Source organism: Phycicoccus jejuensis, from assembly GCF_044797865.1.
In the GTDB taxonomy this organism is placed as follows: domain Bacteria; phylum Actinomycetota; class Actinomycetes; order Actinomycetales; family Dermatophilaceae; genus Phycicoccus; species Phycicoccus jejuensis.
This window is the reverse complement of sequence record NZ_CP085209.1, coordinates 1,254,763-1,268,130: the sequence shown is the minus strand read 5'-3', so window position 1 is coordinate 1,268,130 and position 13,368 is coordinate 1,254,763. Positions and strand designations below refer to the sequence as shown.

Sequence of the window (13,368 nt, the reverse complement as noted above, 5' to 3'; positions counted from 1 at the left end):
GATGGACCTCTCAGATGCCTACGAGGTGAGCTGTCGGGTTCGGGCTGAGGTTGCCCGGCCGTCGCGGTCCGAGGACCGTTCCGGCTTCACCCCAAGGCGTCCCGACCGAGGTCGCGACGCCGAAAGTGGTTCCCCCGCTCCTGCCAGCGGCTCGTGAGAGTTGACCCTTCGACGGGGGCAGGACTCGGCGGGCCCGTCGGTGGTGGTCGTCGTCCGGGTCGGCGACCGCGACGACCATAACAGTGGTCACGGGAAGGTCACAAAAAGGTGACTGCGTGTTCTCTCAGGCTGTTCTTGGGCTCGTGCGGCCACGATGACAACGATGTCGCGCCGACCGCCCGCACGGCGCGACGCCGCCCCCGGTCGGGAGCGGCGTCGCATGACCTCGCCGGCGCGGTCCGTCAGTAGTTGACGGTCACGTGGACGTGGTCGTAGTGGTTCTGGGTGGCGGACCCGCGGTCCTCCATGAGCTTCCAGCCCTCGCCCGGCGCCCAGTAGCGCTGCTTCCAGATGAGGTACTTGACGTCGAACTCGCTGACGTGCGCCTGGACGTACGCGGCGATGGCGTCGCCCTGGGCGCTGCTCGTCATGAAGTCGATCGCCTGGCCGGTCCCGTGCTCGTCGGCGCTCGCGCGGCGGCCGCCGATCGTCGGCGGGCCGATGGCCGAGTCCACGGCGGAACACAGCCGCACGGCGTTCGGGATGAGCCCGATGCCCGAGCACCGGGACGTCGTCGCCCCGTTCCAGGACCCGGCCGCGGGGGCGGAGGATCCGGTGGCCGAGGAGCCGACGGCCTTCTGGGTGGCCTTCGGGGTGGGCTTGGGCTTCGGCTTGGCGACGGCGGTGACACCGGCGACCCCGAGGGCGTCGGGGCGCACCGGCGCGGCGCCGGCCGGCGCGACGGCGGCGGGCGCCGCCTCGCGGCGGGCCGAGCGCGCGGCGGGGGCGTCGGCCGAGCGGTCGGCGACCGCGGCCGCGACCCCGGCGTCGACGGCGGCGAGCGCCGTCGTGGGCTCGGTCTCGGCGTCGGCGAGCTCGGCGGGGACGGTCAGGGCGACGGCCGCACCGCCGACCACGCAGAGGCCGGCGGCGGACTTGAGGGCCCACGACGCACCGCGGCGCGAGAGGCCGTCGGGGAGTCGTCGGACGCGGCCGGGCGCACGGCGGCGACCGGGGGTACGAGAGGGTGAGGGCACAGCAGATCTACTTCCGGGGCGGGTACGGCTCAGCGGCCACCGTACGTGAGCCGTCGCGCGAAGTCACGTTTCGGTAACGCGCCGGGGCCGGTCGACCGAGCGCGACGGGGCCGTCCGGTCAGGCCGGGGCGACGAAGACGTGGCCGGCGATGTCGACCGGCAGGGACACCCCGGTGGCCTCCTCGGCGCCCTCGCGGAAGACGACGACGCGGACGCCGTCGCGGCGCACCCGCGCGGGCTGCCCGGGCAGCAGCCCGGCACTCGTGAGCAGGGACAACGCCTCGTGGTCGACCTGCACGGGCTCACCGATCCGCCGCACGACGACGGCCTGCGTCTCGGCGCCGGCGACCTCGTCGAGGGTGCGCAGCCCGGAGCGGAAGTCGACGACCTCGCCGGACTCGCCGAGCTCGTCGAGGCCGGGGATCGGGTTGCCGTAGGGCGACTCGAGGTGGTCGGGGAGGATCGCGAGGATCTTGCGCTCGACGCGGTCGGACATCACGTGCTCCCAGCGGCACGCCTCGTCGTGCACGTACTCCCACTCGAGGCCGATGACGTCGACGAGCAGCCGCTCGGCGATCCGGTGCTTGCGCATCACCCGGGTCGCGAGGAGGCGCCCCTCGTCGCTCAGCTCGAGGTGGCGGTCGCCGGCGACGGCGAGGAGGCCGTCGCGCTCCATCCGGGCGACGGTCTGCGACACCGTCGGTCCCGAGTGGCCGAGGCGCTCGGCGATCCGGGCCCGCAGCGGCGTGATGCCCTCCTCCTCGAGCTCGAAGATGGTGCGGAGGTACATCTCCGTGGTGTCGATGAGGTCGGTCACGCAGGCAAGCCTAATCTGACCTGCCGTCGGGCCCGTCCGCGCCGACCGGTCCGGCGCCGCTCAGCGCTCGGGCTCGTAGCGCGGCAGCCAGCGCAGCAGCCACGCCCCGCCGGCCACGGTGAGGACCCCGACGGTGACGCTCGCGGCCCCGATGGACGCGACCGCCGCCAGCGCCCCGACGACGATCGAGGCGCCGTTGTGGCCGACGAGCGAGAGGAGCCGCCAGAGGCCGAGGAAGGGCGCCCGTCCCTGCTCCGGCGCGGCGTCGGCGCCGAGCGTCATGACGATCCCGGACCCCAGGCCGTTGCCGACCGCCATGACGACGGCCACCGCCCCCACGGCGAGGAGCGTGCTCGTCAGCGGGAGGACGAGCAGGCCGATCCCGAGGAGCACGGTGACGGGGAGGGCGACCCAGATGCGCCCGCGGCGGTCCATCAGCGAGCCCGCCGGGTAGAAGAGGAGGACCTCGACGAGGCCGGCGACCCCGAAGACGAGGGAGGTCTGCGCCGCGGTGAGCCCGACGTGCTCGGCCCACAGCGGGACGACGACGACCCGCGAGGAGCGGGCCAGGCCGATGGCCAGCACCCCGACCCCGACGGTGAGCAGGACCGCCCGGTGCCGCCGCGCGACCTCGCGGACGGGCACGCGCTCCGCCCTCGCCTCGGCGCCGGACCCGCGGGCGTGCGCGCCGAGGTCCGGGGAGGCCGCGGCCAGCGCCGCCGCGGCCAGCCCGCCCGCCACCGCGACCCCGAAGGCCGCCTGGGGCGAGAAGACCGCGACGAGGGGCGCACCGATGAACGGCCCGACGAACAGCCCGATCCGCGCGACCCCGCCGAGCGTCGACATCGCCCGGGCCCGGAGGTGGACCGGCGCGGCGGCGGTGAGGAAGGACTGGCGGGCGAGGAGGAAGACGGCACCGGTCGGCCCGGTGAGCACGACGGCGAGCGCGAGGACCCACAGCGACGGGGCGAGCAGCGCGAGCAGGGAGGCGGCCGCGTCGGCGAGCCCGGCGAGCACGAGGGCCCGCCGCTCCCCCAGCCGGTCGACGACGACGCCGGCGGGGACCGCCGAGACGAGCTCGGAGACCGTGCCGATGCCGACGAACAGCGCCGCCACCGAGACCGAGGCCCCGAGGTCGCGGGCGCTGAGGGCGATGACCGGCAGGACCGCGCCGATGCCGACCGACCACAGGGCCGTCGGTCCGAAGGCGGGCACGGCGATCCGGCGCAGCGAGAACTCCGCGTCGCCCATCCGCCCTCCTGTCTCTTGACATCAAGATTGTTTACGTCGAGACAACCACGTCCGCGTGACGCACGCAACAGGACGGGCCGCGAGCGCGTGGGTACGTTGACCGGGTGGAGCTGACCGTCCCCCGCCGTTTCTGCGGGCCCCCCGAGTCCGGGAACGGCGGGTGGGTGAGCGGCTCGCTCGCCGCCCACGTCCGCACCTCCGGCGCCCTGCCCGCCGTGAGCGTACGCCTGTCCGCGCCGCCGCCCCTGGACCGGCCGATGGCCGTCGTCGGCGACGACCCGGACCCGCTGACCGGCACCTCCGTGCTGCGCCTGCTCGACGGCGACGTCCTCGTCGCGACCGGGACCGCGGTCCCCGAGCTCGACGAGACCGTGCCCTCCCCCGCCTCCCCGGACGAGGCCGACGCGGCGCAGGACCGCTACGAGGGCGCGGCCGACCACCCCTTCCCCACCTGCTTCTCCTGCGGCACCGGGCGTGCCGAGGGCGACGGCCTCCGGCTGCGCCCCGGCCCCCTCGACGACGGCACCGGCCGCTACGCGGCGCCGTGGACCGTGCCGGACGACGTCGACCGCGCCGTCGTCTGGGCCGCGCTCGACTGCCCCGGCGGCTGGTCGGCCGGGATCGCCGGGCGGCCGATGGTCCTCGGGACGATGACCGCCCGCGTCTGGCGGGTGCCGGCGCCGGGCGAGCGCCTCGTCGTCACCGCCTGGCAGCGGGGCGCCGAGGGGCGCCGACACTGGTCGGCCAGCACCCTCCACGCCCCCGACGGCGAGATGCTCGGCCGCGCCGAGGCCACCTGGGTCGCCGTCGACCCCGCGTCCGTCCGCCCCAAGGAGCAGCCGTGAGCACCTCGTCCACCGGGGCCGAGCGCCCCGTCGCCGTCGTCACCGGCGCGAGCAGCGGCATCGGCGCCGCCACCGCCCGGCGGCTGGCCGCCGACGGCTTCCGGGTGGTCTGCGCCGCGCGCCGCGCCGACCGGGTCGAGGCCCTCGCCGCCGAGCTCGACGGCGTCGCCGTCGCCTGCGACGTCACCGTCCCCGCCGACGTCGAGCGGCTCGTGCAGGCCGCCGGCGACCGGGTCGCGGTCCTCGTCAACAACGCCGGGGGCGCCCTCGGGCTCGAGCCCGTCGCCGCCGCGGACGTCGAGAAGTGGCGGCGGATGTACGACACGAACGTCCTCGGCACGTTGCAGGTGACCAAGGCGCTGCTGCCCGCGCTCGTCGCGGACGGCGAGGGCGTCGTCGTCAACGTCGGTTCGGTCGCCGGGCTCGTCGCCTACGAGGGCGGCGGCGGGTACACCGTCGCCAAGCACGGGGTCCACGTGATGACCGAGACGCTGCGGCTCGAGCTCGTCGACCAGCCGGTGCGCATCACCCTCGTCGCGCCGGGCATGGTGCACACCGAGGAGTTCTCGCTCACCCGCTTCGACGGCGACCGGGAGCGTGCCGACAAGGTCTACGAGGGCGTGCCCGGACCGCTCGTCGCCGAGGACGTCGCCGACGCCGTCGCGTGGGTCGCCACCCGGCCGGCGCACGTCAACGTCGACCTCCTCGTCATCAAGCCCCGCGCCCAGGCCGCGCCGCACAAGGTCCACCGCGTCCCGTCCTGACCCGGCGCAGCCCCACCCCCCACGACCCCGCACCTCCGGGCACCCCACCCGTCCCTCGCGTATCGGGTCACCCGATACGACCGCGCCTCACCCCGGAACCGTTCCCGGGCGAGGCGCACCCTTCCCGCGCACAGCGCACCCGGGCCTACGCTCGGCGGCGTGGAGCCGTTCGCCGAGGTCCTCGCCGCCGGGGGCCGCTCGAACTCGCTCGGCCGCGCCGGCGAGGTGCTCGCGCTGCTGCGCGACGACCCCGCGCGCCTCGACGAGCTCGTCGCGTGCATCTCCCACGACGACCCGTGGGTCCGGATGCGCGCCGTCGACACCGTCGAGAAGCTCGTCCGCGAGCGGCCGGCCCTCGGGCAGCCGTACCTCCCCCACGTCCTCGACGACCTGACGCGCAGCGGGCAGCCGTCCGTCCAGTGGCACGTCGCCCAGCTGCTCGCGCTCCTCGACCTCGACGACGACCAGCGGGCGAGGGCAGTCCGGTGGCTCACCGACCGGCTGCGGACCGCCGACGTCGACTGGATCGTCGCGGCGCAGTCGATGGGCACGCTCGTCGGGCTGCACCACGACGGGCACGTCGCCACCGACGACGTCGTCGCCCTGCTCGAGGTGCAGACCACCCACCGCTCGGCGTCGGTGCGCCGCAAGGCCGCCGGGTTCCTCACGGCTGTCCGCGAGCGCGGCTGAGCACCGCCCCGGCCCGGCCGGTCACGGCTGGCGGCGCGAGACCTCCCACGACGCGGCGTCCGACAGGTCGCCCTCGCCGACGCGCGTGTAGACGATGCGGTCGTGCAGCCGGTTGCGGCGGCCGGCCCACAGCTCGACCTCGTCGCAGACGATGCGGAAGCCGCCCCAGAAGTCGGGCAGCGGCACGTCGTCGGGTGACCCGTGGTCGGGGAACTCCTCGGCCCGCGCACGGTAGGCGGCCTCGAGGTCCTCGCGCGAGCCGACCGGACGCGACTGGTCCGACGCCCACGCCGAGATGCGCGAGCCCCACGGCCGCGACGCCCAGTACTCCTCGACGGCGTCGCGCTCGAGCTGGACCGCCCTGCCGCGGAACCGGACCGCGCGGTACATCGCGGCCCACGTCAGCCCGGCGGCCGCGTACGGGGTGGCCGTCAGCTCGCGGCCCTTGGTCGAGGTCAGGGCCGTGACGAAGCCGGGCCCCTGCTCGTCGAGGAAGCGCAGGAGCACGGTCCGGACGTTGGGGTGCCCCGTCGAGTCGACCGTGGCGACGGACGCGGCCAGCGGCTCGACGACGTCGCCCTGCTCGTCCGAGCGCCGGACCGCGTCGTCGACCCAGGCGCTCACCTGGGCGAAGGGGGTCTCCAGCAGCTGCTCCTCGGCGAGCCCGTCACCGGAGTAGTCGATGCGTCGTGGGTCCATGGCGCCACCCTAGGACGGGCCACCCCGGCCCGAACGGCCTTCGGCACGACCGCCGTCCCCGCCGTACAGGCCTGCTGCTCAGGGGGTCGGCCGCCGCGCGTCGTAGCGCAGGAACCCGGGCTGCCACACCGACAGCAGCACGACGGCGGCGACGCACGCGAGCCCGCCGCCCACGGCGGTCCACCCCTCGCCGACGCGCTCGGCCACCCCGCCCCCGGCGAGCTCGCCGAGCCGCGGGCCACCGGCCACGACGACGATGAAGACGCCCTGCAGCCGCCCGCGCATCCGGTCCGGCGCCGCGGACTGGAGGATCGTCGTCCGGAAGACGGCGCTCACCGCGTCGGCCGCGCCCGCGACGGCCATCGCCGCGAGGGCCAGCAGCAGCGCGTGCTCGCGCGACACGAGCCCGTCGGCGGCGAGCAGCGCGACGCCGAGCCCGCTGATGCCGACGCCCCAGCCGGCGACGCTCACCATGATCGCCAGGCCCTGCCGGCGCACTCCGCCGAGCCGGCCCGAGAGCGTCATCGCGAGGATGCCCCCGACGGCGGTCGCCGCGTAGAGCGCCCCGACCGTCGTGGCGCCGCCGCCCAGGATCACCGCCCCGGCCGCCGGGAACAGCACGCGCGGCTGCGCGAGCAGCATCGCCGCGATGTCGGCGACGAAGGTCATCCGCACGTTGGGGGCCGTGCGCAGGAACCCGAACCCGTCGAGCACCGAGCGCAGCCCCACCCGCCGCGGCCCGTCGTCCCCGGCGTCGGAGCGGTCGGGCGGGATCGGGTGCAGCCGCCAGAGGCTCGTCACCGCGGCGAGGGTGAGCACGGCGTCCGCGGTGTAGGCCAGCCGGTAGCCGCCCCGGTCCACGAGCACGCCGGCGAGCAGCGGCCCGGCCGTCATCGCCGTGTTCATCGCGAAGACCGACAGCGCGTTGGCGGCCGGCAGCTGCGCCGGCTCGAGGATGCGCGGGTAGATGCTCGTGCGCGCCGGCGACGAGACGGCGAAGGCGCCGTTCCAGACCGCGACGATGCCGTAGAGCAGCCAGACCGACGTGTTGCCGGCCCACGCCTGGGCGGCCGCGACGAGGCTCGTCGCGCTGGCGACCAGCGTCGCGACGAGACCGACGAGCCGGCGGTCGTGGTGGTCGGCGAGCGCGCCGCCGTAGAGGCCCATGACGACGAGCGGGACGAGCGCGAAGAGCCCGACGAGCCCCACCGACGCCGTCGAGCCCGTGAGGTCGTAGACCTGCAGCCCGACCGCGACGACCGCCATCTGCGAGCCGACGTTCGACAGCGTGAACCCGGTCCACAGCCGCCGGTAGTCCCGGTTCTCCCGGAAGGGGGTGAGGTCCGGGAGGAGGGAGCGCAGCACCGGCGCATCATCCCCCACGGGACGGACCGGCCCCGCCGCGCGGTGCGCCCGCGTAGCCTCGCGACCATGACGGACGACGCGCGGATCGCGCTGCTCATCGACGCCGACAACGCCCGCGCCCGCCGGCTCGACGTCATCCTCAACGAGCTGGCCGGCCTCGGCGAGACGACCATCCGCCGCGCCTACGGCAACTGGACCAAGTCCGAGCTCAAGGGCTGGCAGGAGATCCTCCACGAGAACGCGATCCGGCCGATGCAGCAGTTCGACCCCTCCAAGGGCAAGAACGCCAGCGACATGGCCCTCGCGGTCGACGCGGTCGAGATCCTCCACACGCAGCGGCCGGACGCCTTCGCCATCGTCTCGTCGGACTCCGACTTCACCCCGCTCGTCATGCACCTGCGCGAGCACGGCGTCGCGGTCTACGGGTTCGGGGACTCCAAGACGCCGGCGCCGTTCCAGAGCGCCTGCACCCGCTTCCTCGTCCTCGACCGGCTCTCGGCCCCGAGCGGCCAGGCGGACGCGACCGAGGCCGCGGACACCACGGACGAGGCGGCCACCGAGGCGGCGAGCACCCGCAGCCCCCGCCGGGCGACGAAGAAGGCCACGACGGCCGGTACGGCGACCGTGGCCATCGTCGCGGACGACGACGCGGACGCGGACGCCCCGCGCCGGACCACCGCGAAGGCCACGAAGGCGGCCAAGGCCCCGGCCAGGACCACCCGCGCCAGCGCGAAGAACGGCAACCCGCCCCCCGAGCGCGCGACCCGCGCCCAGCTGCGCGGCGACAACCGACTCGTCGCGCTGCTGCGCCGGGCCGTGGAGAGCGCGGCCGACGACTCGGGCTGGGCGAAGATCGGCACGGTCGGCCAGCGCATCTCCAACCAGTCCTCGTTCGACTCGCGCAACTACGGCTACGCGAAGCTGAGCAAGCTCATCGAGGCCTCGGAGCTCTTCGAGATCCGCGACGCCGGCTCCCCCGACATGGCGGTCCGCGACCCCCGCGCCGGCTGACCGTTCGGCGGGCCGCACGACCGGCCGCCGACGACACCGTCCCACCGACCGGTCCAACCGGTCCGGCCCGGGCACCCCGCCGTGCACAATGGGCCAGCCCGACAAGGACGACGAGCGAACGGGGATTCGATGCCCAGCACCACGGACGACCCGAACTTCTATCCCGGACTCGAGGGCGTCATCGCCTTCGAGAGCGAGATCGCCGAGCCCGACAAGGAGGGCGGGGCGCTGCGCTACCGCGGGGTCGACATCAACGACCTCGTCGGCACCGTGTCCTTCGGACAGGTGTGGGGGCTGCTCGTCGACGGCGAGATGGACCCGGGCCTGCCGCCCGCCGAGCCCTTCCCGCTGCCGGTGCACACCGGCGACATCCGGGTCGACGTCCAGTCGGCCATCGCCCAGCTGGCCACCGTCTGGGGGTTCGAGCCGCTCCTCGACATCGACGACGCGCAGGCCCGCGACGACCTCGCCCGCGCCTCGGTCATGGCGATCTCGTTCATCGGCCAGTCCGCCCACGGCCAGGGCCGCCCGATGGTCCCGCAGTCCGAGGTCGACAAGGGCCGCACCATCCCCGAGCGGTTCATGATCCGCTGGCGCGGCGAGCCGGACCCGAAGCACGTCGAGGCCATCGACGCCTACTTCATCTCCGCGGCCGAGCACGGCGTCAACGCCTCGACCTTCACCGCGCGCGTCATCGCCTCGACCGGCGCCGACGTCGCCGCCTGCCTCTCCGGCGCGATCGGCGCCCTGTCCGGGCCGCTGCACGGCGGGGCCCCGAGCCGCGCGCAGCACATGATCGAGGGGGTCGAGCAGACGGGCGACGCGGTCAAGTACGTCAAGGGCGTCTTCGACCGCAAGGAGCGCCTCATGGGCTTCGGGCACCGCGTCTACCGGGCCTACGACCCGCGCGCCGCCGTGCTCCGCGACACCTGCAAGCGGCTCGGCGCCCCGCGCTACGAGGTCGCGCTCGAGCTCGAGAAGGCGGCCATCGCCGAGCTCGCCGAGCGCTACCCCGAGCGCCGGATGGAGACCAACGTCGACTTCTGGGCCGCGGTCCTCCTCGACTTCGCCGAGGTCCCGGGCGACATGATGACGCCGCTGTTCGTCGCCGCCCGCACCGCCGGCTGGTCGGCGCACATCCTCGAGCAGAAGCGCACCGGCCGCCTCATCCGCCCGAGCTCGCGCTACGTCGGCCCGGGCGAGCGTCCCCTCTCGGAGGTCGCGGGCTACCGCGCCAAGGACTGAGGCGGCGCGCTCCCGCTCGCGGGCCGGGGCACGCGGACGTACGCTCGCCGGGCAGGTCGGCCACGTGCGCCGGCCACGGCCCCGGGAGGTCCCGTGCCCCGTCCCCGCACCGCGTCCCCGCTGGCCCTCGTCGCCGCCCTCCTGGGTGCCGCTGCGCTGACGGTGGCGGCGCCCGCACCCACCGCGGTCGCCGCCCCCTCGGTGCAGGTGACGACCGTCGTCCGCGGCCTGAGCATCCCGTGGGACCTCACGTGGGTCGGCGACCTCATGCTCTTCGACCAGCGGGCGGGCACCGTGTGGAGCAGGCGCGGGTCGGCGGCGCCGCGGCAGGTGCGCCTCAGCGGGTTCCCGTCGATCTTCGCCGAGAGCGAGGGCGGCCTGCTCGGGATGGTCGCCGACCCCGCGGCCGCGACCAACCGCCGCTTCTACACCTGCCAGGCGGTCCGCGACGGGGCCGGCCGGCCGCTCGACGTGCGCGTCCTGCGCTGGCGCCTCACGAGCGACACGGCGGCCACCTCCGACGGCGCCCCGGTCGTCACCGGTCTGCCCCTCTCGAGCGGGCGCCACTCCGGGTGCCGGCTGCGCTTCGGCGCCGACGGAAAGCTCTACGTCGGCACCGGTGACGCGGCGGTCGGTACCAACCCGCAGAACCTCTCCTCGCTCGGCGGCAAGGTCCTGCGCGTGAACGCCGACGGCAGCATCCCCGCGGACAACCCGTACGTCGCGCGCGGCGGCAACGCCCGCTACGTCTGGACCTCCGGCCACCGCAACGTCCAGGGCCTGGCGCTGCGCCCCGGCACGAGCGAGATGTGGTCCGTCGAGCACGGCACGAGCCGCGACGACGAGGTGAACCTCCTCGTCAAGGGGGCCAACTACGGCTGGGACCCGGTGCCCGGGTACGACGAGTCCCGCCCGATGACCGACCTCACGAAGTTCCCGTCGGCCCGCCGGGCGATGTGGTCCTCGGGGTCCCCGACCGTCGCGACGAGCGGGGCGACCTTCCTCTCCTCGCCGGCCTGGGGCGCCTGGCGCGGCAGCCTCGCCGTCGCGCTGCTCAAGGGCCAGGGCATCTCGCTCATGCGGATGGACCCGACGCCGTCGGCGAGCCGCGTCGTCCAGGTGGTCCCGCTGCCCCAGGCGCAGGGCTTCGGGCGCATCCGGGCGATGGTCGAGGGACCCGACGGCGCCCTGTGGTTCACGACGTCCAACGGCACCGACGACCGCATCGTCCGGGTCGCCCCGACCGCGAAGCCGCCCGCCGTCGCCGGGGGGAGGCTCGTCTCGCCCACCGGCGTGGCGCTGGCCCGGACCGGCTCCGAGGTCGACCTCTTCTACCGCAGCACCGGGGACGCCGTGCTGCTGCGCCGCAGCACCGACGACGGCGCGTCGTGGGCGGCGGCCGCCGCCACCGGCGTCACGACGACGGATGCGCCCTCGGCCGCCTCCTCGCGGGCCGGGCGCGTCGACCTCGTGACCCGTTCCGCGTCCGGGGGCGTCGTGCACTCCTGGTTCTCGAGGGGCCGGCGGCTGGGCTCGACCGACCTCGGCGGCTCGGTCATCACCCAGCACGTCACCTCCCTCGGCGACGGCACGCTCGACGTCTTCGCGCTCTCCCCCGCGGGGCACCTCAACCGCCGGCACTTCGACGGCGCCCGCTGGGGAGCCTGGACGTACGTCGGCGGGACGTTCACCTCGGGGCTGTCCGCGGCCGCCGACCCCGCCCGTGGGGTCGTCACCGTCACCGGGCGCAGCCTGTCCGGCGCGAGCACCGAGCGCGAGTTCTCGCCGACCGCCACCCTCGGGACCTGGGCCTTCCGGTCCGACGGGCTCTCGGGCTGGTCCGACCGCGCGCTCGGCGACGTGTGGCCGGGGCGACCACGGCTGGCCGTCGGGGTCGCCGCCGACGGGGCCGTCGTCGTGCAGCGCGGGTCGCTCGTCGTCGCCACACCCTCGCGCTGGACCTCCGCGGGCGACATCGTCTCGCGGCCCGACGGCAGCTACCTGCTCGCCGGTCGCAGCCTGAGCGGCGCCCTGTCGGTCACCTCCGGGGGCCCGTCCGGGTACGGCAGCCGATGGCTCGGCGGCACCGTGCGCTGAGCGACCCGGGGTCGTCACGACCACGGACTGGACCCGCCGCTCACCATGTGGGCAGCGTCGGTGAGGATGGGAACGCCCAGACGGCCCGACCCGACCACGGAGAGACACGTGAGCGACGCCCAGATCACCATCCCCGCCGACCTGCTGCCCCACGACGGTCGCTTCGGGTCCGGACCCTCCAAGGTCCGCCCGGCGCAGGTGGAGGCCCTCTCCGCCATCGGTCGCACGGTGCTCGGCACCTCGCACCGCCAGGCCCCGGTCAAGAACCTCGTGAAGTCGGTCCGCGAGGGCCTCGCGACGTTCTTCGACCTCCCCGAGGGCTACGAGGTGGTCCTCGGCAACGGCGGCTCGACCGCGTTCTGGGACATCGCCGCCTTCGGCCTGGTCCGCGACCGCGCCCAGCACCTCGCGTTCGGCGAGTTCTCGAGCAAGTTCGGCTCCGTCACGAAGAAGGCGCCCTTCCTCGGCGACCCGACGATCATCACGAGCGAGCCGGGCAGCCGCCCGGACCCGGTCGCCGAGGCCGGTGTCGACACCTACGCGTGGGCGCACAACGAGACGAGCACCGGCGTCATGGCCCCGGTCCGCCGGGTCGAGGGCGCCGACGACGACGCGCTCCTGCTCGTCGACGCCACCTCGGGCGCCGGCGGCCTCCCGGTCGACGTCTCGCAGGCCGACGTCTACTACTTCGCGCCCCAGAAGTCCTTCGCCTCCGACGGTGGCCTCTGGCTCGGCCTCTTCTCGCCCGCGGCGCTCGCCCGGGTCGACGAGATCGCCGCCTCCGGCCGCTGGGTGCCCGACTTCTTCAGCCTCCCGACCGCGATCGACAACTCGCGCAAGGACCAGACCTACAACACCCCGGCCGTCGCGACCCTCGCGATGCTCGCCAACCAGGTCGAGTGGCTCAACGAGAACGGCGGCCTCGACTGGGCCACCGGCCGCACCGCCGACTCCAGCGGGCGCCTCTACGAGTGGGCCGAGCGCACCGAGTACACGAGCCCCTACGTCACCGACCCCTCCCACCGCAGCCAGGTCGTCGCGACCATCGACTTCGACGACGCGGTCGACGCCTCGGCGGTCGCGAAGACCCTGCGGGCGCACGGCGTCGTCGACGTCGAGCCGTACCGCAAGCTCGGCCGCAACCAGCTGCGCGTCGCCTGCTTCCCCGCCGTCGAGCCCGAGGACGTGAGCCGCCTCATCGCGTCGGTCGAGCACGTGGTCGAGCGCCTGGCCTGACCCCTCGCGCCGGCCCGCCCACGGGCCGGCCCCGACGCACCCCCGAGCCGCCCCGCCCGCCGACCCCCGGCGGGCGGGGCGGCTCGCGCGGTCCTGGCAGGGCCCCGACGGTCCTACGATGGTCGGCGCCCCACCACCCCACCCCTGTGCAC

12 protein-coding genes and 1 riboswitch are annotated in these 13,368 nt (G+C 75.2%); of the genes, 7 read left to right on the top strand and 5 right to left on the bottom strand.

The window, feature by feature from the left end; translation table 11 throughout:
• Positions 1–2: 2 nt before the first annotated feature.
• Positions 3–162, bottom strand: a riboswitch (cyclic di-AMP (ydaO/yuaA leader).
• 239 nt (positions 163–401) lie between these two features.
• The 3 genes from LG324_RS06055 to LG324_RS06045 all read right to left on the bottom strand — a co-directional run bounded on the left by LG324_RS06055 (position 402) and on the right by LG324_RS06045 (position 3,264).
• The gene (locus LG324_RS06055) at positions 402–1,196 is read right to left on the bottom strand and encodes a hypothetical protein (protein ID WP_404352501.1); all 795 of its coding nucleotides are present in this window, start codon (positions 1,194–1,196) and stop codon (positions 402–404) included.
• Positions 1,197–1,314: 118 nt separating this feature from the next.
• Positions 1,315–2,013, bottom strand: coding sequence for a metal-dependent transcriptional regulator (locus LG324_RS06050; RefSeq protein WP_030528656.1), 699 nt, complete (start codon positions 2,011–2,013; stop codon positions 1,315–1,317).
• 60 nt (positions 2,014–2,073) lie between these two features.
• Positions 2,074–3,264, bottom strand: a complete 1,191-nt coding sequence (locus LG324_RS06045; protein ID WP_207024207.1) for an MFS transporter — start codon at positions 3,262–3,264, stop codon at positions 2,074–2,076.
• 164 nt (positions 3,265–3,428) lie between these two features.
• Here LG324_RS06045 and LG324_RS06040 point away from each other — a divergent pair, with 164 nt between their 5' ends.
• The 3 genes from LG324_RS06040 (at position 3,429) to LG324_RS06030 (ending at position 5,563) form a co-directional block, all read left to right on the top strand.
• A complete protein-coding gene (locus LG324_RS06040; protein ID WP_404352500.1) occupies positions 3,429–4,109 on the top strand; it encodes a hypothetical protein in 681 nt (226 codons plus the stop codon).
• Complete coding sequence (locus LG324_RS06035) at positions 4,106–4,873, top strand: SDR family NAD(P)-dependent oxidoreductase (protein WP_404352499.1); 768 nt, start codon at positions 4,106–4,108, stop codon at positions 4,871–4,873. The genes LG324_RS06040 and LG324_RS06035 overlap by 4 nt, the downstream gene beginning before the upstream one ends.
• A gap of 159 nt (positions 4,874–5,032) precedes the next feature.
• Positions 5,033–5,563, top strand: coding sequence for a hypothetical protein (locus LG324_RS06030; RefSeq protein ID WP_404352497.1), 531 nt, complete (start codon positions 5,033–5,035; stop codon positions 5,561–5,563).
• 21 nt (positions 5,564–5,584) lie between these two features.
• Here the strand turns inward: LG324_RS06030 and pdxH are convergent, their stop codons facing one another.
• Together pdxH and LG324_RS06020 are read right to left on the bottom strand one after the other, a co-directional pair.
• On the bottom strand, positions 5,585–6,262 hold the full coding sequence (gene pdxH / locus LG324_RS06025) for a pyridoxamine 5'-phosphate oxidase (protein ID WP_030528651.1): 678 nt from the start codon (positions 6,260–6,262) through the stop codon (positions 5,585–5,587).
• Positions 6,263–6,340: 78 nt separating this feature from the next.
• Positions 6,341–7,627, bottom strand: coding sequence for an MFS transporter (locus LG324_RS06020; RefSeq protein WP_308279658.1), 1,287 nt, complete (start codon positions 7,625–7,627; stop codon positions 6,341–6,343).
• Positions 7,628–7,693: 66 nt separating this feature from the next.
• Here LG324_RS06020 and LG324_RS06015 point away from each other — a divergent pair, with 66 nt between their 5' ends.
• From LG324_RS06015 to serC, 4 genes are all read left to right on the top strand, one after another.
• A complete protein-coding gene (locus LG324_RS06015) occupies positions 7,694–8,638 on the top strand; it encodes an NYN domain-containing protein (RefSeq protein WP_404352496.1) in 945 nt (314 codons plus the stop codon).
• Between the two features lie 129 nt (positions 8,639–8,767).
• Positions 8,768–9,883 (top strand): citrate synthase 2, encoded by a 1,116-nt coding sequence (locus tag LG324_RS06010; protein WP_030528649.1) that lies wholly within the window; start codon positions 8,768–8,770, stop codon positions 9,881–9,883.
• Between the two features lie 93 nt (positions 9,884–9,976).
• On the top strand, positions 9,977–11,980 hold the full coding sequence (locus LG324_RS06005; RefSeq protein ID WP_404352494.1) for a PQQ-dependent sugar dehydrogenase: 2,004 nt from the start codon (positions 9,977–9,979) through the stop codon (positions 11,978–11,980).
• Between the two features lie 108 nt (positions 11,981–12,088).
• Positions 12,089–13,216: a phosphoserine transaminase gene (gene serC, locus LG324_RS06000; RefSeq protein WP_404352493.1), complete on the top strand. Its 1,128-nt coding sequence runs from the start codon at positions 12,089–12,091 to the stop codon at positions 13,214–13,216.
• Positions 13,217–13,368: the final 152 nt, after the last annotated feature.